This is a genomic window from Clostridium cylindrosporum DSM 605 (assembly GCF_001047375.1).
In the GTDB taxonomy this organism is placed as follows: Bacteria; Bacillota; Clostridia; order Clostridiales; family Caloramatoraceae; genus Clostridium_AB; species Clostridium_AB cylindrosporum.
Genome location: NZ_LFVU01000004.1, coordinates 137895 through 159987 on the forward strand (window position 1 = coordinate 137895; position 22093 = coordinate 159987).

General features: G+C 33.6%; 15 protein-coding genes. 5 read left to right on the forward strand and 10 right to left on the reverse strand.

The window, feature by feature from the left end; translation table 11 throughout:
- Nucleotides 1–25 precede the first annotated feature (25 nt).
- Complete coding sequence (locus tag CLCY_RS02790) at nt 26–436, forward strand: hypothetical protein (protein ID WP_048569617.1); 411 nt, start codon at nt 26–28, stop codon at nt 434–436.
- Nucleotides 437–565: 129 nt separating this feature from the next.
- Here the strand turns inward: CLCY_RS02790 and CLCY_RS02795 are convergent, their stop codons facing one another.
- Nucleotides 566–1378 (reverse strand): alpha-helical endospore appendage domain-containing protein, encoded by an 813-nt coding sequence (locus tag CLCY_RS02795; protein ID WP_048569618.1) that lies wholly within the window; start codon nt 1376–1378, stop codon nt 566–568.
- 157 nt (nt 1379–1535) lie between these two features.
- A complete protein-coding gene (locus tag CLCY_RS02800) occupies nt 1536–2210 on the reverse strand; it encodes a hypothetical protein (protein WP_048569619.1) in 675 nt (224 codons plus the stop codon).
- A gap of 710 nt (nt 2211–2920) precedes the next feature.
- Here CLCY_RS02800 and lpdD point away from each other — a divergent pair.
- A complete protein-coding gene (lpdD, locus tag CLCY_RS02805; RefSeq protein WP_048569620.1) occupies nt 2921–3328 on the forward strand; it encodes a prenylated flavin chaperone LpdD in 408 nt (135 codons plus the stop codon).
- A 72-nt stretch (nt 3329–3400) separates the two neighbouring features.
- Here the strand turns inward: lpdD and CLCY_RS02810 are convergent, their stop codons facing one another.
- The 3 genes from CLCY_RS02810 to CLCY_RS02820 all read right to left on the reverse strand — a co-directional run bounded on the left by CLCY_RS02810 (nt 3401) and on the right by CLCY_RS02820 (nt 9005).
- Nucleotides 3401–5317 carry a hypothetical protein gene (locus CLCY_RS02810; protein ID WP_152668076.1) on the reverse strand — a complete coding sequence of 639 codons (1917 nt, stop codon included), beginning with the start codon at nt 5315–5317 and terminating at the stop codon, nt 3401–3403.
- Between the two features lie 169 nt (nt 5318–5486).
- Entirely contained in the window at nt 5487–6866 is a 1380-nt protein-coding gene (locus CLCY_RS02815) for an esterase-like activity of phytase family protein (RefSeq protein ID WP_048569622.1), read from the reverse strand.
- Nucleotides 6867–7046: 180 nt separating this feature from the next.
- Nucleotides 7047–9005 carry a S8 family serine peptidase gene (locus CLCY_RS02820; protein WP_048569623.1) on the reverse strand — a complete coding sequence of 653 codons (1959 nt, stop codon included), beginning with the start codon at nt 9003–9005 and terminating at the stop codon, nt 7047–7049.
- 349 nt (nt 9006–9354) lie between these two features.
- Here CLCY_RS02820 and CLCY_RS02825 point away from each other — a divergent pair, with 349 nt between their 5' ends.
- Nucleotides 9355–10545, forward strand: coding sequence for an HNH endonuclease (locus CLCY_RS02825; RefSeq protein WP_048569624.1), 1191 nt, complete (start codon nt 9355–9357; stop codon nt 10543–10545).
- 80 nt (nt 10546–10625) lie between these two features.
- On the opposite strand, the gene CLCY_RS02830 is transcribed toward CLCY_RS02825, so the two are convergent.
- The 5 genes from CLCY_RS02830 to CLCY_RS02850 all read right to left on the reverse strand — a co-directional run bounded on the left by CLCY_RS02830 (nt 10626) and on the right by CLCY_RS02850 (nt 21013).
- A complete protein-coding gene (locus tag CLCY_RS02830; protein WP_048569625.1) occupies nt 10626–12113 on the reverse strand; it encodes a flagellin in 1488 nt (495 codons plus the stop codon).
- Between the two features lie 178 nt (nt 12114–12291).
- Complete coding sequence (locus CLCY_RS02835; protein WP_048569626.1) at nt 12292–14673, reverse strand: hypothetical protein; 2382 nt, start codon at nt 14671–14673, stop codon at nt 12292–12294.
- A 184-nt stretch (nt 14674–14857) separates the two neighbouring features.
- Nucleotides 14858–17260 (reverse strand): hypothetical protein, encoded by a 2403-nt coding sequence (locus CLCY_RS02840; RefSeq protein ID WP_048569627.1) that lies wholly within the window; start codon nt 17258–17260, stop codon nt 14858–14860.
- 361 nt (nt 17261–17621) lie between these two features.
- Nucleotides 17622–18140: a hypothetical protein gene (locus CLCY_RS02845; RefSeq protein ID WP_048569628.1), complete on the reverse strand. Its 519-nt coding sequence runs from the start codon at nt 18138–18140 to the stop codon at nt 17622–17624.
- A gap of 248 nt (nt 18141–18388) precedes the next feature.
- Nucleotides 18389–21013, reverse strand: coding sequence for a hypothetical protein (locus CLCY_RS02850; protein WP_200899958.1), 2625 nt, complete (start codon nt 21011–21013; stop codon nt 18389–18391).
- A 552-nt stretch (nt 21014–21565) separates the two neighbouring features.
- Here CLCY_RS02850 and CLCY_RS02855 point away from each other — a divergent pair.
- Both CLCY_RS02855 and CLCY_RS02860 read left to right on the forward strand, forming a co-directional pair.
- Nucleotides 21566–21802, forward strand: coding sequence for a DUF1659 domain-containing protein (locus CLCY_RS02855; protein WP_048569629.1), 237 nt, complete (start codon nt 21566–21568; stop codon nt 21800–21802).
- 30 nt (nt 21803–21832) lie between these two features.
- Complete coding sequence (locus tag CLCY_RS02860) at nt 21833–22048, forward strand: DUF2922 domain-containing protein (protein ID WP_048569630.1); 216 nt, start codon at nt 21833–21835, stop codon at nt 22046–22048.
- Nucleotides 22049–22093: the final 45 nt, after the last annotated feature.

Sequence of the window (22093 nt, forward strand, 5' to 3'; positions counted from 1 at the left end):
TTTTTAATATATAGGGAGGATAAATATGATTGATTATACAGGTAAAGCACTAGAAGTAGTAAATTTATTAAAGGCACTTGATGCTGAGGATAAAAAGAATATAGATGAAGCTAGAAAAGTCATAGATTTATATAATGCATTATCAGAGGAAGATAAGCAGCTAATCAAGGGAGATGTTCATCTATTCTATAAATATTTTGATGCAATAGAACTTATAAAAAAGGCTGATGCTGAAGAAGAAGCAAAACCTGTTATAGAACTTTTTACGAATCTCAACTCTGATGATAGTGATTATAGAGAAAAGGCTAAGAAGGCCTTAGATGAGTTTAAGAAGTTATCTTCTGCGGCTATATTTGTTGTAATTTTAAGTGATGTTAGATCTAAGCTTGAGGATGCTAAGGCTTTGTTTGAAGAGGCAAATCCAGATAATGATTAAATACTTATGTATCATATTCTCCTAGACTAATTAAGGAAATCTAGTATTAACCAAATGAACTTTCAATGTCTAATACAGAATGAAAAGGGCTGCTACAAATTTTATTTTGAAGCAGCCCTTTACTAATGGTTATCCAATAGGAGTTTCTGGAATAGGTTCTTCAGCTGGCACTTCAGGAGTAACTACCCCACCTGAGCCATCTATAGGACAACTTTCTATAGTGTATGCATTCGCTGGCACCCCAATAGATCCAGTAGTATAACCATCTGAAATTGTTAAGTTAAAACTATCATTTCCATCACCAGTGGTTATAATAAGAATAAATTGTCTCTTAATAGGGTCAGTATTCACTCCATTTACTACAGTACCACTACCGGTTAATGTAATTGAACGAGAAGTACTTCCTATATCGCACTTTGTTATTTTTAATGAAAGTTGGTTTGCTGTAAGCTTTTTTATTGTTGTTCCTGCACTATCCTTTTCCTCGAAAGTTATATTACCATCTTGTACATTTCCTGAACAGGGACTACATACACTAGCAAACAATATAGCGCTTTCACCTCCAGATAATATTGAAGATGAGTTTCCTCCTACCCCACAACTCCCTTTGCATGGAACTACAATATTAATATCACCTTCCCCTCCTAGGAAATCTAATATATTCTGCAGTTGAAACCCTATTAACATTTCCTTCTGTATAATAAGTCTTAGAGCTCTTTCAACCCCTCTATCAACTTCCTCTATTTCTTCAAGTGTTAAACTATCTACACTTCTTTCTACAGGCAATATACCTATAACATGTTCGATTTTATCAGCCTGGGCACCTATTAATCTTCCTAGTTCCAATTGCTCCTGTGCAAGTGATGCAAGAAGCAATCTAGCTACTTCATCAGAATTTGGAATTTCATCAACTACATCTAAAATGTTATCATTAAAAGCCATACTATCACCTCATTTTAAATTTATTTCTAGCTACATCCATTTTGGAGTTCATACTATTCATACCCCCTTTATTATGTGAACGCTTATATAAACTACAATTTTAGGACAGAAGAAAGGGACTGCTGAAAATTCTACTTTCAACAGTCCCTAATTATCATTAGTATTTATTTACACGCCATGCATGAACTTTTCTGATATCAGAGTTAATTTCTCCAATGTACTCAAATTCCCTATTAAAATATCTAAAGCTTTCCTTATCCTCACTTGTATATAGTAAGCTTCTCCATGGTCTATTCCACTCCTCTGGATTAGGATCGGAACCATCGGTTAGGATTATTCCTCCATCAACCATTTTCTCTACAAGTATCTCAAGTAAATCCTTACCCATCCACCATTGACCACTTCCATCTATCTTTGAAGTATCTCTCCTATAGAAGAACACTGAAATATCCTCAAGTGACATAAGTGTTACAGCACCATCTAGAAAATGCTTATAAATCTCAATACTTCTAGAATCTTCTCCCTCTAGTGTCCAAATGTGTTTCTCTCCCCTAGTAGGAATTGTAAGCGAACCAAGGTCTAGCTCTAAGTTTTTTCTTAGGAAAGCACCTAGATTTAGACTTCCATCTATACTAGAGACTTTACTATCCTTAACTTCTAGAGTCGGCAGTCTTAACTCCTCTTCATTTATATCTGTAAAGTGGAACTCATCAACTGAATCTATAAATAATGAAATAGGCTCATAGGTGTCACTTCCTGAGCATGGATAAAACAGCACTCCCTTTGGTACATCTATTTTGAACATTTCCTTAAAAGTTTTATTATCTAACATAAAAACTTTCCCCCTAATAATTCATATTCTTATTAATCTTAAATACCCTGAGTAAACTTAATAACCATGCATGTATATTGTAACCCTATAGCTAAAGGTAAAAATTCTAATTATATAACTCTTTATAACTTTTCTGAAATATCTTTATATTTCATAATATACTACATTACTTTTAGTATATCTATTTTAATATTTCTACATATTCCGACATCAAATATCATCTTCAGACAAATCCAACCCCATAATTTCCAGTGCATCTACTTTTTATTTAAATTCTACTTAACAATTTAACTATAATTCCCTAAATAACCTTAAATTACATATATAAATAACATGCTATTACTTCCATCAATTCATAGTAAATCCATATTTAGCAATGCCTTAACTACCTTTAATTCTCATACATAATCAAAATACTAATTCATTAGTTTTATCTCCTTTAAGGTTTTACTTAAGCTTTATTAAAGGCTCTTAAGTGCACTTATATAATTGATTGACTCTTATCTATCTGCTACAATATCAGTACATAGTAACTCTAAATATAGAAATCAAAACATTACTAATAGGCAAATAATTGATTAAATTCATTGATTAATACACAGAATTATTGAATGAGAGATTTTTTAACTCCCAAGGATTCTTATAAGTCATGGAATCCTAGCACTGCTAAGCTATGGGAAAATAAAAGTCAAGGAGGTGCTTAAACTTAAATGAATAGTATTAGAGAGAGAGTCGGAACTGGCAAATACGTTGTTGAAGGGTTTGCTATATGGTGTGGCGAGGCCCTAAATATAACTATTGGTGGTGGAGAAAAGTACCACATAGGAGCAGTTGGAATAGCAATACCAAGCTCACTTAAAGGTGAAAACAAGAGAAGTGCAACTACAAGCGTTTTATGCATTCAAGAGCATAAGGAAGATGAATATGCACGTTATGCTGCAAAACACCTAGCAACTGCACTAGATTGTGTAGTAACTGTAAGCATTGGTATACATATTGATGATGTAAGCAAAGAAGATATTGAAGTCCTATCTAATAACTTCAAAGAGATTATAGATAAATTTGAGAAATCCCTATCATCAAGAACTAAAAGTAAGAGTAGTCTAAGCTACTTCTAAAACAAGATAAATTTTAATAAAAATAACAAAAGCTTAGTTGAAGTTTCCACTTCAACTAAGCTTTTTCTTGTATTATCTAGTATATACATTAAGATTTCCTGCACTATCCGTCCATAGCGTAAGATTTATCCTAGTTTCCTTAGGGTATATACCTATATTCTTATTCACCTCATCTCTGATGAGAACTGTTATACTTCTATAATTCACAGTATCAAATGCAGTTCCATAGAACCTAATGCTACACCTTCCATATCCATCACTAGTAGCTACAGCATATAGTCCATGAACTCCATGTGGAAGTGATGTATCCAGCTTTACTTTAAGTGAACCGTATTTTGATAAGCTATTGAAATTACTTGTATCTAGGGTTATCCCCTTAGTATAGCTTTCAACTATCATATTACTTCCATAATTATTACTAAGGCTTATCTTGTTATCACTTGAACTTGTATAATCTATATTAAGTTTAGCCTCTTCACTTGAGAACCTTCCAGTAGTCTCAAATGACTTAGAACTAGAATTATAATATACTCCACCTGTGTTTTTTAGATATTCATTACTAATTGTAAGTGTAGCCTTAAACTTTAGCGCTGCATTTACATACTTAGCATCTAGTCCATTTAAAGTTATAGTTAGTTTATTCTTACTTGTTAATTCATATGTTGCACTTTCTAGCTTAAAGTTCTCTGTAATTATGCTAGGTGCCAGTGTATACTGAGGAATCACAACTCCAGTATCTGCTACTAGAGACATCTTCCCTATTCCAGGTAGATTAATATCCGTATTATTATATCCATTTATAGTGAAAGGAACAGTCACTACCTTAGAACCAATGCCATCCCACGTAGACATTATACTCTTAGGATCTATATCATTTGAGAAGAATATTTCTATCTTCTCATCTCCATTAACACCACTTCTATAGCCCTCTTGGAATTTAATATCACTAACTTTAAATGCCCTTGTTTCTAGGTAGGTATTCCCTGTCTTTAATGCACCTCCACCTTTACCATATGACTTAGGGTTCGCTGCTACTTCAAGTGACATTATACTTTGACTACTTGAACTTGGTGTACCATAGAAACGTATCTTCCATCTATTTATACCTGTTAATATAACCTCACTTGCCTTATATACCTTACCATCTACCTTATAAGTAAAGTCACCTTCATGAATATATTCCATAGGACCACTAAACTCTACCTCTAGGTCAGTATAACCATCATAGGTATAGTAATCCTTAATATAAGCAGACTTAACAGATACAACCTCCTTGATTATAAGTCCCTCGGTACTCTCGCCATTTTCAAGTCTTAGTATAAGCTTATTAATCTCCTTAATTAGACTCTCTGTCCTTGGAGACTTTCCAAGATTCTTAGCTCTACTTAAGGCGCTTTCTGCCTTAACTAAACTCGATGAGCTTATAGCTTCATTATGCAGTTTCACAGCTTGAAAATAAGCTGCTTCAAAGCTCTCCAGGATTCTACTAACTATAGATTCGCACTTATCCTTTCTCTGAAGTAAGCTTTTATACTGAGTATAAAAAGCATCTTTATCTACCTTATCTAGATTATCACTAGCAGTCTTTAGATAAACCCTCCAGACCTCAGCATTTCCTATTCCATGATAATTTGACTGCATGCTTTTCTCTACATGATTAATACTTCCAACAGCATTAACCAATAATTCGATTTTGTTAAGCTTAGTTACTAAATCTGTATTTTTTCTATACTCATACCTTGGAAGTTCACTTATAAGCTGTCTTGCATTCTTTATATAAAGTTCCCAAGTTGCTTGATTCTTGATTCCTAGATAGTTAGTCTTAATTGAACTTTCTAAGTGTCTTATCTGAGCCTTAGCATCTCTTAAAGTCTGAGAATCATAGGCATAGGCAATACTACTTCTACTAGGTATTAATACTGTAGAAAGTGTTGAACACGCCATAACCGCTACAGTCATCATCCCTATTAACCTCTTATTAATCTTCACTAATATCCTCTCCCCTATATCCTTAAGATATATTCCATATATTGTAGCTTTATATATAATATTACCATACAATACTAATCATCAAAAGTCCTATAGATTTTTGATCAGAAGTAAAAAAAGGAAGATACCTAGGAGACCTTTCTCCTAAGTACCTTCTAAAAATCATCCTCTAACCTATAGGCTTATTCATATCAATAAGCCATAGAACAGGATTTCTTTCTTCTATACTATTCTTTACAAATGATATCTTAGCATTTGCTTCCTTTCCTTCATATGTATACTTCTTAGTTTTACTATCATATACATAATCAGTTATATCAGCATTCTCTACACTAGGATCATTTACATCTACAGCCATTCCAAAGTCATTATCATTAACTATAGCTATGCTCTTCTTATCAGGAAGTACACACATTCCTTCAACCTTTTCCTTATCCCATCCATACTTAACTAGGTCAACCAGAAGCTCCTTCTTAGCAAATCTTATACCCTTTAGATTTAGAATTTCCTTAGAAGTGGCATATTCTAATTCCTTACCTTGATACTTTTTATTTGATATGTCCGTGGCACCAGCTAGATTAACAGAATAAATCAGGTTATTCATCTTACCACTTTTGTCCTCTCCCTGCTCTATAATAACAAGTTTCGAATCACTTACTGCATATATATCCCCTATCTTTGCGTTTTTAGATGATTTATAGCTATTCACATTATGTGGATAAGCAAACATCTTAGTCTTCTTAGTCTTAGGATCGAACTCTACTATTCTTATAAACTGAGCCTTCTTAGCTGTTTCTCCATTTACATCTAGTACACTTTGCAGAACACAGTAGATCTTGCCTGATGGTGCTATAGTAATTCCTTCAAAGCCGCGATTAGGTATCCTATGCTTTAGAACCTCTGGAAGACCCTTTCCTGGGGCATACTTCTCTAATTGATTTCCGTTTTTATCGAACTTAGTTAAGAAAGGACCATATTCATCAACTGTCCAGAAGTTGCCATCCTTATCAACTGCTACCCCCTCAGTATCTAGACCATTATTATCATAAGGAAGTTTATTCATATCCTCATCTAGTGCAACCTCGTTTGTAGAGCCTACAAGCCCAGGAGTCACTGGAAGCCCTGAAATCTCCTTTCCATTGTTCTTAAGAGGAATAGATTCCTTGATACTTGCTCCATCCTTATTCACCTTCAATATACCAATTGAAGGAGTAAACTCAGGTGATGGGAAGAACTTCGATGTAAACTCCTTGTCCCCTTGTATGTAATTTGGTGCATCACCATTAGGACCTCTATCGGTTATAGCGTAGAACTCTAAATCACCATTCTTATCCACTGACTTTAGTGTTAGTCCTGAACCAAAACCTGGCTTAAAGCCCTCCTTGAAACTATCTATATACTTTCCACTGTATGGCACAAATAACTTACTACTTACCTCTACATCATACTTCTTTATACTTATATCCTTCTCAGCTGCTAAGGCATGGGTACTTAAAATACTAGAACATGCAATAATTCCTACTAATGTCTTTGAAACCTTCTTAATCATATTCATCACTCCTTAAAATTGATTTAAAGACATTATATAAAAGGAATATTAACTTCCAATTATACCCATGTTAAATATTAATCCTTTTAAGTTCACATAACTTAATATAAATAAAAGAGCTAGAATAGACCTTTACATCTATTCTAGCTCTTTATAAATCTTTTCACATTACACTATATCCTAAACCTCAAGGTCACCTTCTACTTCCACATTACCTTGAATGTCATTAATTAACTTCTTAATATCAATTTCTAACTGGTCACTTCTATCACATGTTCCAAGCTCTTCAGCTGCCTTAAGTGCATCAAGAGCCTTATTCAAATCCCTTGTTGCCTTAGCCTCATTATATAAATTAACTACCCTATCATATTCAACCTTGAACTTATCCTCTATATCAGTAACAACTAATGCCACCTTATTCATTCTAGCTATCAATTCGTCATATTGCTTCTTAAAGATAGACTTATCTACCTTATCAAGATCTATCTTTGCAAGTCTTAAGTACTCATTCCAGGCTTCTGCGTTCTTAATGCCTAGATAATTCCCATATCCGCCTTCTGACTTTGGCTGTATACTTTTTTCTACGTGATTAATTCTAGCAAGTCCATTAACTAATGCTTCATCCTTATCTACCTCTATTGTTAAAGCTTCTTTCTGTGCCCTTTCATAACTTGGAATCTTCTTTATAAGTTCTCTAGCTTGAGCTATGTATGATTGCCAAGCAGCTTGATTCTTGATTCCAAGATAATTCGTTTTTAATGATTTTGTTAGGTGACTGACTTTAGCCTTTGCATTTTTTAGTGCATCGGACTCAGCTGCATGCACAAGTGAGTTTAGTATCTTTTCAGTATTAATAAGACCATAACCATAGTAATTATCATATCCAGTAGGTCCTAGATCCTTACTAGTTGATTGAATTAGCTTTTCGAATTTTGCAGGTGTTAAAGAAGGGTCTAGTGAAGCGGCTATAGCAGCAACTCCTGCAACGTGTGGAGACGCGAAAGAAGTCCCATCAACATACTCATAATCTGCACCATCATCTGAATACTGCCAATCTGCTGTTGTCAAAATACCTTCTCCAGGTGCCACTACATCAACCTTATTATTAAAAGTAGAAAAAGATGACTTTGAAAGATTACTCTTAACAGATCCAACACTTATAACTCCATTATATGAAGCTGGATAGTTATATACTGAATTACCTTCATTACCTGCAGCAGCTATAACAATAGAGCCCTTTGAAAGTGCATATTGAACCGCCATATCTTCCATTCTTGAATAACTATCTGCTCCTAGACTAAGATTAATAACCTTACATCCTATATCAGCAGCAAGGTTAATTGCTATAGCTATGTCTGAATCATATATTTCACCTGTGTAGTATGCAACACCAAAGGGAACAATAGCTACATCCCAGTTTACTCCTGCTATTCCTACACCGTTATTTGTCTGTGCACCAATAATTCCAGTTACACTTGTTCCATGCCCCTGTGTATCATCATAGCATGGCCCATCTGAAACTACACTTGCTCCATTTCTAATATCTACACCATCAAAATCAGGATGTTCTCTATATATACCTGAATCTATAACAGCTACAAAAACTGATTCAGAACCCTTTGAAATATCCCAAGCCTTTGGCATATTTATAGCAGGAAGTCCCCACTGATACTTATATCCTGGGTCTGATGGAATAGCTTGGAGCTTTGACTTCTTATCTTCCTCAATGAATTCAATAAATCCTGATGCTTTTTCTTTAAAGCCTTGTAGATCTTCAAGCTTTACCATAAACACACGTTGATCACTTTTTCCTATTAGCTTATACTCATAATTACTTACTATCTCAAATACCTTTTCAAGGGAAGCATTATTAGAAAACTTTACGACATATCGTTTCCCTGGGGTGCTTAATGACTTCTTTTCCTGAAGCTTTCGCTGTTTTAGAGATATTCCACCTTTCAGGATATCTCCATCCTTCGTCTCTCCCTTAGCAGTGCTAACCCTCTCAGCACGAGCCTTGTCTAAGGTAGCAAATGGGTTATTTTCTGTTGGCTTTGCTTGTACAACCATTGAGGAATTCAAATTAATGAATCCAGTTAAAGCTAAAGCCAGGATAATTGTTGAAGCCTTTTTAATCATTTAATCCTCTCCTTAAACCCCTTTTATAGTTTTAACATTTAAAATATAAATGTAGGCAGGATATAAAGTTCCATATCCTGCCTTGAATAATATTCCATAAGTATTTCATAATTCCTTCAACTACTAAACTCTTTTCCTTATATCCCTGTAATAAGTTTATCACTTCATATATTTACAATTATATCATAATTTATACAGTGACTTTTAGTAGCTATTATAAATTATTCAAATCAAAACTTAAGATATATATGTAACCTATCTCCCAGACACCTTACTTTTAATTACAATATATACAATTCGTAGTATAGTATTATTAGTATAAGAAATGTATTTACTATGGGGGATTAATATGAAAAAAGATATGCTATATGATATTGCTACTATATTAGTTGATGTAGCAAATAAAAAAAGAACTATAACATACAAGGAATTAAGTGTAAAGTTAAATCAAGAGATAACTCCACTTAATCTAGGACAACCTATTGGGGAGCTATCATATATTTCACATGACTTAGGATTACCATTAATATCTGTTCTAGTAGTAAACCAAGAGACAAGAATTCCAGGGGATGGATTTTTCAAGTTATCTTCAGAATTAAAAAAAATTAATGAAGTTGACGCAATGATAGACTTTCAAAATGAAGCTGCTAGAGCTTATGAATGTACAGAATGGAATAGATTACTTGAACATTTAAGTGGGGAATGTATTGAAGAAAATGTTATTAGGTATATGAATTTACGTAAAAAGGTAAAGAAAAAAACCTTAAATAATAAACCAAAGTATTGGTTAATAGTTCATGATATAACTGCATATGAGGAAAACCCTAGATTATTAGGCTTTAGTGATAAGATTTATAATGCAAAGAATATAGAAGCAAAAGATATAATAGTATACTATTTCTCTAAATCAAAGGCCATAAAAGGTATATATGAAGTAGCTGAAAAACCATGGATAAAAGAGCCAAGATGGATAAGTGAACATCAAATTGAAATTACTCCAATAATTGAGTTAGAGAATGAAATAGATTTTGAAAAAGTAGTTCCAGAGATAAGCCTGTTTACGAATAAAGATAGATGGTATTCACATATTCAAGGAACAAATGCTATTAGAGAACTTTCAGATGAAGATTATAAAACCATAGAAGATTATGTTATAGAGTGTATGATTCAGAATAATGAATCAGGATATGCAATCCTTCAAGAGGATGATAATGACTTAATAAATGAAACTATAGAAGTTAAAATCAATAGAATGAAAAGATATCAATCTATAGTTAATAACTTAAAAAATAAATACAATAATACATGCCAAATTGAGGGGTGTAACTTTACTTTCAAGAAGAAAAACGGCGATTATTATTCAGAGGGTCATCACCTGGAGCCTTTATCCGAGAATGGAAGTCAAGATAGTAGCAATGTAGTTATACTATGTCCAAATCATCATAGGATGTTTCATTATGCAAACATAGCTATACATGAGCAAAAGGGAAACAAAAGAAAAGTTATAATTAACGGAGAGAACTACTTTATCATTTACTAAATTAAATAATAAACAAATAAGTGAATTATGTACCTTATTTTTAATTCCCTAGAGGTATAATACCTTTAGGGAATTTATTACTAGTTTATATTCTTAAAGTTACCTAACATATTTATTATTCCATCTGATAACTTTAATGACTCTATTAATAAACGTTGAGATGCATCTGCAAGAATACCGCTTTTAGCTGACTTTATAACTTCTAATGAGATATCAGCATCTTCTATACGTGAGTTTGCTGCATTGAGATTTAAATTAGAATTCTCTACATTATTTGATATATGCTCTAGAGCATTTGTATAGGCTCCAAAATTTGCTCTTTGACCTGAAACCATAAGCATTGCGTTATCAATTCTTGTTAATGCATCATTTGCATCTTCTCTAGACAATACAGATAAATTATATATCCCTAAACTTTTACACCTAGCATCAAATAAGTCTATTACAAACTGTTGACTTGAATTAGGCCCTACCTGTAGTATAACATCTTTCATTTTCCACTTTTCCTCAGTTGGTGTAGATGGTTCAGGTAAAGACCCTTTTATGTCATTAACTAAATCGTTTATAAGATTATTCTTAATATCTTCCGTAGTTGAAGGGTGGTATATCTTTCCTCCAGTTGTATCTGTTATTTCTTTATATACACTATCATACTGATCTCCATCGAATAAGAAATTATATACCTGAACATCATCATTATCATATCCTAGTTTTACATTACTTCCTTCTACCTTCTTACTCGTACTTTCACTAGTTCCTCCACCACTTTCATTATATGTATCAGTAAATAATACAAATACCTTTTTAGAGTTGCTATTATAACTTAGTTTACTACCAACACTTCCTCCTGGCATTGATTCTATAATAGCATCATATGGTCTAGTTGATGCTGATTCAATTTGAATGTGGTCTAAATTTGGATTAGATGAAAAATCCTTAAAACTCTCTGGATTATTTGTATTTAAATCACACAGGCTGACAAAAGCTATTCTTGTACTTATAGTGTCCTGTAGACTTTCCACAAATCCTCCAATACCATCCTTCACCATTTGTATTTCTTCTCCCATAGTTGCTGAATCATCAATTAGAAATACTATATCTAATGAAGGTTCTTCAGTTTTAGGTGGATCTTCTGTATACTTAACCATTGGTGGTGCCAATACATTTATCTCATTAAACTCTGTATCAGTTGCTATACCATCTATAGAGGCTTCAATATTAGCAAGTTCCGTTTGTATATGCTGTCTATCCGAATATGTTAATGTATCATTTAAAGCTTGTATACACAACTCTCTCATACGAACTAGATTAGGGTTTTCTATAGATGCTAATCCCCCTTCAGCAGTTCGTATCAATGATATTCCATCTTGAATATTTCTAGATGCCTGCTGTAATCCTCTAATTTGCCCTTTCATTTTCTCTGAAATAGATGCTCCAGCTGCATCATCAGATGCTTTATTAATTCTAGCACCTGTAGAAATCTTCATCATTGCTTTTGACTTATCACTTATATTCTTATTATAGTTATTATAGGCATTAACTGCCGCCATATTATGATTTATATTCATTATGTCATTGTCCTTTACTAAAATTATGTCTAAAGTAATATTTTACCGTATATGAAATATCATTGTAAATACATCCTCTTGAAAACTAATAAAATAACAAAGAAGGCATCTAAATTGAAATTTTCCGTTCTACTCCACATTCAATTGTCAGGAGAATATTCCCTATCTAGTAAACCCTCTACTTAACATCTATATTAATACTTTTGTTCTCTATAACATTTCCCATAGTACCTAAATCTTCATCAAAATCTTTAATGTAAAAAATAACTACCATCCTATCTCCTCTTTTAGTGGTTACTCCTTCATATATATCTATATCCTTAGATGCTGAATTAGAATTAAGATCAATACACCTTGCATGCACTTTTCCTAAGATCAAATCACCAGTACTATATATACCATTATCATCTTTATCTAGATATAAATCCCCTATACTCATATTGCCATTTATAGTTATAGAATCTGACTTCTTAATCCTTACTCTATGTGAAGTTGGGTTACTAAGTACAATTCCATTAATGTAATCATCATTACTACTTTCTACAACGTCTAACATATCATATATATTAACTACTTCACCTACATAATTTATATCAGTCGTACTCTTCCAATTCACCCCTTCTATTTTATTACTATATGACTGTACTTTAATTCTAACTTTATATGCTAAAGAACGATTAGGATAAAATACCGCTAAATCCGATTCTCCAGACTTCTTAGCTGATACTATAAAATCCTCAACATCATTAAAGACTCCATTATCTAATCCTGATATAGATAATAGATCTTTATCATACATTACACTATAGTCCTTTAAATTAACTCTACCATTATATATTCCTTCTGAATTATACTGAGACATTTGAAACTTTATGTATCTATCAATATCATAACTCTCAGGAAAAATAGTTAAATCCTTTGAATAACTACTATCCTTATAAGGGACTATATCCAAACTTAACTTCTCTACATTATCCATCCTACTAACTCTTACCTGTATACTATGAAGAAGATTTCCCTCATTATCCTTTAAATGAATAGTAGCTAGCCCTTCTACACTCCCTGCTTGTACATTGAGAATAGCTTCTCCTATATCTTTGTATTCAATAATAGCATCTGCTATTTGATAAGACCCTTGAATAGCAACTTTAATATTCTTATAATCAATAGGATCACCGTATTGGTCTTTAATGTAGAGATTATAGGCTGAATTCTTCTGAGTTATGATATCAAAGTCTTTAGCTTCTATAGTAGATACCTTTCTCTCATCTTCCTTAACTTCTATGTTTATCTTCTTACTAACACCGTTATATAATATGGTCAAAGAGGATACCCCTTTAGATTCAGCTATGATATATCCATTTTCAAGGTCTATGATACTAGTATCATTACTTATAATTTCTATATCACTTGAAACCCTATATACTTCACTATCAATCAAAACATCTAATGACTCAATGGTTGCTTTTTCTCCTACTACTAGAATGTTACTATTATTTATAAAATCTCCTTCATCAATGATTCCATTCTGTCCTAGATTATGTATAGTATATCCTTCTATAGAAGATACATTGCTATCAAGATTAATGACATCTATATTAACGGGACTTGAAATGTATTTATTACTTCCCTTACTTAACATAACAACTACAGTATATCTTCCCTTCGGTAAGCCATCTCTAAGCTTTCCCGTATCGCTTTTAGAGCCTGTAGTAAATATATCAGCATCACTTCCATCATTCTTCTTAGCCTGAAACTCTACGGTATATCCTGCCACCTTTAAGAACTCTATACTTATACCTTCTTCATTGATAAGAAGATATAGTACTTGATTCTTTCTGTCATCATCATAGGTTTCTTCCTTTATATCAACTGAATTAATATTTATTGTTAAAGTTTTTATATCTCTTATGAGGGTTTCACACTTGTATTCTAAGTCATCACTTTCCTTACAAGTACCTAGTAGCTTTGCAGAATCTAATGCCTTTTCTGCATCTCTTAGGAACATTGTATCTCTAGCATACTTATATAACTTAAGTGACTTGTTATATTCTTCTTGAAAAACTTGCTCTATAGATAAAATAATATCTTCACATACTCCCTTTCTTGCTAAAAGTGAACTATGTTGACTACTAAAAATATTCTTATCAACTTTATCTAAATCAACCTGAGATAACTCTATGTATTCCTTCCACTGATTAGAATTCTTAATGCCATGGTAATTTATCTCCATACTTTTTTCTACTTGATTAATACGTGCAATAGCCTTAACTAAATTATCAGAAGTGTTAACTTTATCTATAAGCTTCGCCTTTTCACTAGCTTCACTAATAGGAATAATGCTTATAAGATATCTAGCTTCCTTTATGTAAACTTCCCATTGTGCCTGATTCTTAATACCTAAGTAATTATTCTTAAGAGACCACATTAAATGATTCACTTTAGCTGTTGCACTTACTAAACTAGCTGATATAGCTTTAGCTTCTCTGATACTCCCTATAGTACTTATTAAAAACATGAAAATTAAAAATATAGTAAATTTAAAAAATATCCTTCTCATACTTCCTCCTTAGTACTGTACCTATTATATATATTAATAAATATATCTCCAAAGATAAATATGAATTATTTATCTATTAATAAAAACAAAGAAGGCATCCAAGAGATTTCTCTCTTGAATACCTTCCTTTCCGTTACTATATATACAATGCAATTAGCATCTTCTTATTTCAATTATGAATTAATTACTTTACTGAAATAGTAGTTGATGAAATCATTTCAGTATTATCAATAGTACCATTCTTATTAAGGTCACCATTTACTGATATTATTACATTACCCTTATCAGTAGCTGTTAGCTTAGTAGTACCAGCAACAAAGTCTGCTACAGTAAGTGTACTGAATGAGTCTGTTCCAGTAACTACTACCTTACCTATAACAGCTCCATCATCAGCAAGAAGATATGATCCGTTATCATTTTTGTCTATATATATCTCTCCATCGCTATTTAAACGAACCTTATGTGGAGTTGACGCTGATAAAGTAAGTGATTTCACTTCTGCATCTCCAGCTGATGATTTATCTAACTTAAGAACGTTAGATGCACTTATAGCATCTCCTACAAGTGGAGCAAAGCTTGTGAATGTAACACCTGTAATAGTAGTAACTGATGGTTCTACTACAGTAACAGTTGTTCTATAAGTCTTACCTGAAGCAAGCTTTATAACAACGTCATAGTTTCCTGGCTTAGCACCATCTGCAGATATTTCAACTGCCTTATCACCATCTACAAGAGCTACATCTACGTCTGCATGTTTATCTATAGTAGCTGTAGTTAAAACTTCTGCAGGTAATTTAACTCCTTCTGAAGTATAATTATTAAGAGCTACCTTAACTACTGAATCTTTAGTTCCTGCTACAGTATTGAATATCTTAAAGTCTTCTGAGTAATCTTCATCTGAATCAACTTTAACAAGCTCAATCTTAGATGTGCTAACTCCTTCAACATCTGTTGTTGAAACACCAACTCTTCCTAAAATCTTACCATCTTTATCCTTGAAGAATATAGTATCTGAACCCTTCTTAGTACCTGATGTTATAGTAACTACTGATTCACCCTTTGCATCAGCAGCCGCAACAGCAACACCGTTTACTATATCTGTAGTAGCTGGTTCTACAACTTGTACATCTGTAGCATTTGTAGCAGTTGCTGCATATGCTGGTGCTACTGGATCTCCGTATTGGTCTACTGCCTTTACCTTTACAGTAGCTGTCTTTCCACCAGCTATAGCCTTAATAGAAGAAGTTGCTGGAGTAACACTTACAATTTTACGCTCTTGAGCTACAACTGTATAAGTAAACTCTTTGCTAACCTTTCCATATGTTACAGTTATCTTTGCTGTACCTAATGAATTTGCCTTAAAAGTTCCAGCTCCATTATCAACTGATATAATAGCATCGTTTGATGATGTTAGCTTTGCTCCAGTTATAGCAGTTTCAGTTGTACCATTTGTTACCTTCACATCACTTAAAGTAACTGTTTCACCAACTACTAACTTATCACTTACTTGATTTTTAGTTCCATTTAGTAGTTTGTATGATGAAATTGATGAAGCTGTGCTATCAATATTTTTAACTTCAATAGCAGCCTTATCTGAAACAATTATGTTCCCATCTTTCTTAGCTGTTACTTGTACTTTGTACTTATCTTCAGCAACTGTATCAGCTAATTTACCATTCGTGCTTACAGCATTAAGAAGTGTTCCAAATACTGCAGTGTTAGCTGCTGATCCATCACTATCCTTAGTAGCATTGAATTCTAGAGAATATCCAGCTGCTACTAGGAAGTCTATACTCATAGCTTCTCCATTTACTTTTATTGAAAGTCTTTGTCCCTTAGTGTTATCATCAAAAGTCTTTTCATCTATTGAAATAGTATTAACTTCAACCTTTACACCTTCGATTTGAGCTATAAGTCCCTTAACCTTAGCTTCTAGTGCATCACTTGTAGCGTGAGTTCCTAGAGCTTCTGCTGCTGCAAGAGCCTTGTTAGCATCATCAAGGTTCATTGAAGCCTTAGCTGCATCATATAGCTTTTCTGCTGCTGCAAGTTCAACTGCATAAGCATCTTCTATCTTCTTAACATTGTCTGAAGCTTCATTAAATCTCTTAACTAGTTCTTCATACTTTGCAGCGAATACTGATTGATCTACTGACTTCATATCTTCCTTAGCTAGATCAAGGTATTCTCTCCATTGTGAAGCATTCTTAATTCCTTGATGGTTAGTTGCATAGCTCTTTTCAACTTGGTTGATTCTCGCGATAGCAAGAACTGTATCTGATATTGCATCAACCTTTGCATTTAATTCTGCTGCTTGAGCTGCTTCTGCTGTTGGCATCTTAGCTATAAGAGCGTATGCTTGCTTAGCGTATGCTTCCCATTGTGCTTGGTTCTTAATTCCTGCATAGTTGTTGTTTATTGAATAAATTAGGTGGCTTATCTTAGCCTTAGCATCCTTTGATGCTTGTGATTCAGCAGCGTTAGCTACCTTTACTTGATCTACAGCGTTAACCGCTCCTGCTACAGCACCTACTGCCATAACTCCAGCCATAGCTGCACCTAGTGCTTTTTTGCTTGTCTTTGCCATGTTATTTTCCTCCTCCAAACTCTTTTATATAAGGTTTGTCCTTATAGTGTTTCTAATTCAAAATCATACCGTAGATTTTTTCCGCATATCCGCAGCCGTTTCCCAATCCAGCCACTCGTAAAAAATCCCATGCAAGTAGATTGTAACATTTGACATCTATGTTTGAAACTTTCTTTTTGGTAAAATACTTCTAGCTTTCCATAGAATATCTATATATTTCTCTAATTTCCTAGTTTTTTCACATTTATTACTACATTTATCCTAATATTCCCTCAGTATTAATATTCGACCAGTATTATATTTCCTTTATACCCTAATTAAAACTTTACTGTATTTTCTGTATTTTTTTATTATGGTATATTTACCTATATTTGTTTGCAAGCTCTACTATGTCTCGCTTTATCTCCTCTGCATATTTGCTACTGTTCCCATATATAAGCCTTAGATGCGAGTCTCTTTGGAACTCTTCTTCGATAAGTTCACATAGGCCTCGTCTTCTGTTAAATGTCTTCTCACTTTCCTGCAACTTATACTTCTCTCCCCCCTTAGTTATTATCACCCCATTATATACAGAATCTATATAATTGTTATTGATATATCCATATGCTCTGTCACCTACTACCTTTGCTTCCCTGAGCTTTACTAGTACTAGCATTTCTTCGTTTGTAGGATAAAGTGGATAATTCTTCTTCATCTTCGTTATTTCCTTTATTTTCTTCTTTAGCACTTTAAGGTCTACCATTCTTAATGCCATTTCATCCTCTATGACTATATCTATTGGCTTTTCTATTAGTATCTCCTTAGTACCCTCCTTAAGAACCATGGTACAATCCCCTTTATCCTTGATGTATACAGGGCGAATTGCAAGTATAATTCCCATGACCTACACTCCTTTATCTATGTATTGGAACATTAGTTTTGTAGCCTATATTCTTCCAAATACTTCAAATTCCTTCTTAATTCCCTATAGGTAATACCTATAATAAATGTTTTATGCATTTTTACTGTATATCCCCTATAAATAAACATAAAAACAAGGCACTTTACTCTAGGAATTCCTTCCTAAAGTAAAGTGCCTCTATTATTCATCTCATGAACAGAGATTTATAATTCTTTATAGCTATATAATTAGTTATTAATTACTATAGAAGACGATACTGAAGCCTTGTTACTAGCTGAATCTTGTATGTCTAATGTATCAAGAGCCTTAAGTGTTAGCCCCTTAGCAATATCATCAGCTGTTACAGCTTTTTCAAGAGTTAGTACTAAAGTAGTAGCTCCTGTTGTTTGCTGTGAAGTTGTAACTACGTCGTTAGCTGATACCTTAACTCCACCAATGTATAGTTCGAAGTCATTTGTATCTGCTTCTGCATTCGTTACTTCTTCTGAGAATGTAACTGTTACCTTATCACTATCAGTTAGCTTAGCTGAAACTACTATAGGAACAACATTTTCATTAATGCTTACTGTACCAGCATATGCATTCATAGTTTTAGTAGATTGTAAAGCCTTAACATTCGCAATATTTACATTACGAATCCCACTAAATGAATTTGAGTTATCCTTTAGATTTAGAACTGCAACTTGTGTAGTTACGCCATCAGCAGTTTCTGCTGGGTTTAGAGTTACTGATTCTACAACAGCTCCATCAATCTTGTAGTTAGCTGCATTAGTTGCTGAAGCACCATCAACAGCATTGTCAAATGTAACATTAACCTTGTTGTTGTCTGCTCCTTGAGCTACAGACTTAACAGCTACAACAGTTGTGTTAGCAACTACTCCATCTTCACCACGAGTGAAAGATGCTGTAGTAGTATCAGCTGCTACACCTGCTCCACTTGTTACACCGCTAAATGAAAGCTTTAATGAATAAGCTGCTCCCTTAATATCATTACCATTTAGTAGTGTAGCTAAATCAACACGAACAACTTTCTTGTTTGTTGAAACTTTATAATCAACTGTTTTTCCAGCAATAGCACCTATAGTAGTAGTTACATAGTCCTTTACATATGAAGCACTTGTAGCAGCTACTTTTGAAGTTGAAAGTTCTACATCCTTATCAAATGTAAACTCTAAGTATTCCTTCTTATTAGTGCCATCAGTAACAACTGCGCTTGAAACAACCTTAGGAGCAGCTGTTTCCTTTACGAAAGTAACAACCCTATTTACATTAGTTCCTGCTTCTCCACTTAGGTCTGCAAAGCTTTCAACTGCAACAGTTGTAGCACCATCAAGAACAGCTGAAGCTGTAACATTGTACTTAGTTGCATCTGTAGTATCCTTAACAAGGTTACCAGCATCTACTGTAGTACCGTTAATCTTAACTGTTGGCTTAGCTTGTAGTTCTTCTGAGAACTTAACAGCAAATGTCTTAGCTCCTGTTTGTGTTATTGAGGCTACAGTTGGAGCAACTCCATCCTTATCTCCCTTAACAAGTGAAACTGTTGCTGGGTTTGGAGTTAGTAGGTTACCAGCTTGGTCTTGAGCTCCAATGATTGTTGCTATAACTTCTTTGTTAGCTGCAACATCTGAACCAACTGTGAAAATGACTTCCTTAGCACCTGCTACGAAATCGTTAGTAACACCCTTTCCACTACCAGCGACAACTGTACCATTTGCTAGCTTGTAGCTTACAGTTCCTAGTGACTTAATTGGCTCTGAGAAAACAACCTTAAATGTAGTAGAAGTTATCCTTGAAGTTGAAACTATTGAAGGAGCAATCTTATCAGCGTTAATTGTTATAATTGCTGAATACTTTGCTATATCCTTATCATCTGTAGTCTTGATATTATCAATAACTACGTCATAACGCTTTTCTAAAACCTTAGTTGAAGTAACTGTTAAAGTTTTTCCGTCAGTGCTTAATTTTCCGCTTAGTGTACCATCTGTAACTGAATCAATTGATCTAAATGTAACAGTTGCCTTAAATGCTCCACTATTTCCCTCTGTAAATAATGAAGTTGGATCAACAGCTTTGTTAAACTTAACTTCAACTTGAGTAGCATTAATTGAATTTACTGCTACTACTTCTGGGTTAGAATTCTTTATAGTATCTATAAGAGCCTCACAATCTAATTCTAACTTATCACTTTCTGCACAAGTTCCAAGATCTTTAGCTGCAACTAGTGCTGCTTCAGCCTTAGTTAGATTTGATGAAGTCTTAGCATCATTGTATAGTGCTACTGCCTTATCGTAGTCAATTTTGAAATCATCTTCTATTTTCTGAACATCCACTGATGCTTTGTTAAGTCTTTCAACTAGCTCTGCATACTTAGCAGCAAATACTGTTTGGTCTACTGCCTTAAGGTCTTCTGTAGCAAGACCAAGGTATGTTTTCCATGCTGGAACATTTTTAATTCCTACATAGTTTCCAAATCCACCTTGTGATTTAGGTAATAAACTTTTTTCCACTTGGTTAATTCTAGCTATACCCATAATAGCCTTTGATATTCCATCTACCTGCTTAGTAAAAGCATTTGCTTGTACCTTTTCTGCCGATGGCATCTTAGCTATAAGTGTTTTAGCTTCTTTTACATAAGCTTCCCATTGTGCTTGGTTCTTAAGTCCAGCGTAGTTTGTGTTAATTGAGTAAATTAGGTGATTTATCTTAGCCTTTGCATCCTTTTGAGCCTTTGATTCTGCAGCGTTAGCTACATTTACTTGTCCTATAGAATTAACTGTACCTGCTACAGCACCTACTGCCATGATTCCTGCCATTGCTGTTCCGATAGCCTTCTTACTTGTTTTTGCCATGTTATTTCCCTCCAAATTCTTTTGTATACTCTTTACCAAATTGATATTTATCCAAAATCATACCCTATGTGCTTCTACGATTCCTAATCAACGCTTCCCAATTCATTGATTTGTTAAAACAATCTCATTTGAGTAGATTGTAGCACCTTACATTTATGTTTAGAAATTCAATGTAAAGAGTTTACAGTAAGCTTTTATAAAATTTTCACGCTCTCTCTTCAAATCCCTAACTTTTATACAATAATTTTCTACTTATCTCCTTTTTTCACCTTTTTTCCTCATATAATCCTTTTTTTCTTGTATTTTGGACAATGATTTTTTGAATTATTTTCATATTAGTTATTGGGTGTTCCATATTTGCCAAACATTACACACACATTTTTTCTCTATTTACTGTATATTTTCATGAAATCCTACCTACTTTTTTACCTTTTCTCCTTATACAAATCAGCTAAAGGAATTTGTTTAAATCCCTATTTTATAAAATTTTTTTAATTCTTTGCCCCTTTCCCCTTCTCCATTCCATTTATGTAGTGAAGGGAGTTGATAAGCATGGCAATCAAAACTAAAATAGCCGCTCAATCACTTGTACTAAAAGTAAACTTAGGTGAGGATAAGAGTGGGAAGATAGCCTTTAAAAATGTTAGCTTAAAGCAGGTAAGACCTGAGGCTAGCGATGAGGGAATCCATGCAGTTGCTGAAACTGTAAAGGGTATTCTTCCATATCCAGTGGAAAGTGTATCTAAGAGTACACTAAGCGAGATAGTTGATGACACAATAGTAGGCTAAAACAATAGAATAAATGGAGGTGCATAGAACATGCAAAAGAGCTTAAAGCTTGTATTCCTTGATAATAAGGGAGATAAACAATCAATCATCATACCAGAGGTTAAGGAGGATATAACAAGTGCTGAGATAAGAAATCTAGCAGATGTTATTCTTCAGAACAATGTCTTTGGAGATGAGATAAGAAGTCTAGTGAAAACTGTGGAAGCAGCTCTAACTTCAAAGGATGTTACGACTATAGTATTCTAATAATCACGATAATAAAGCCGCTAAGGGAAATCCCTTAGCGGCTTT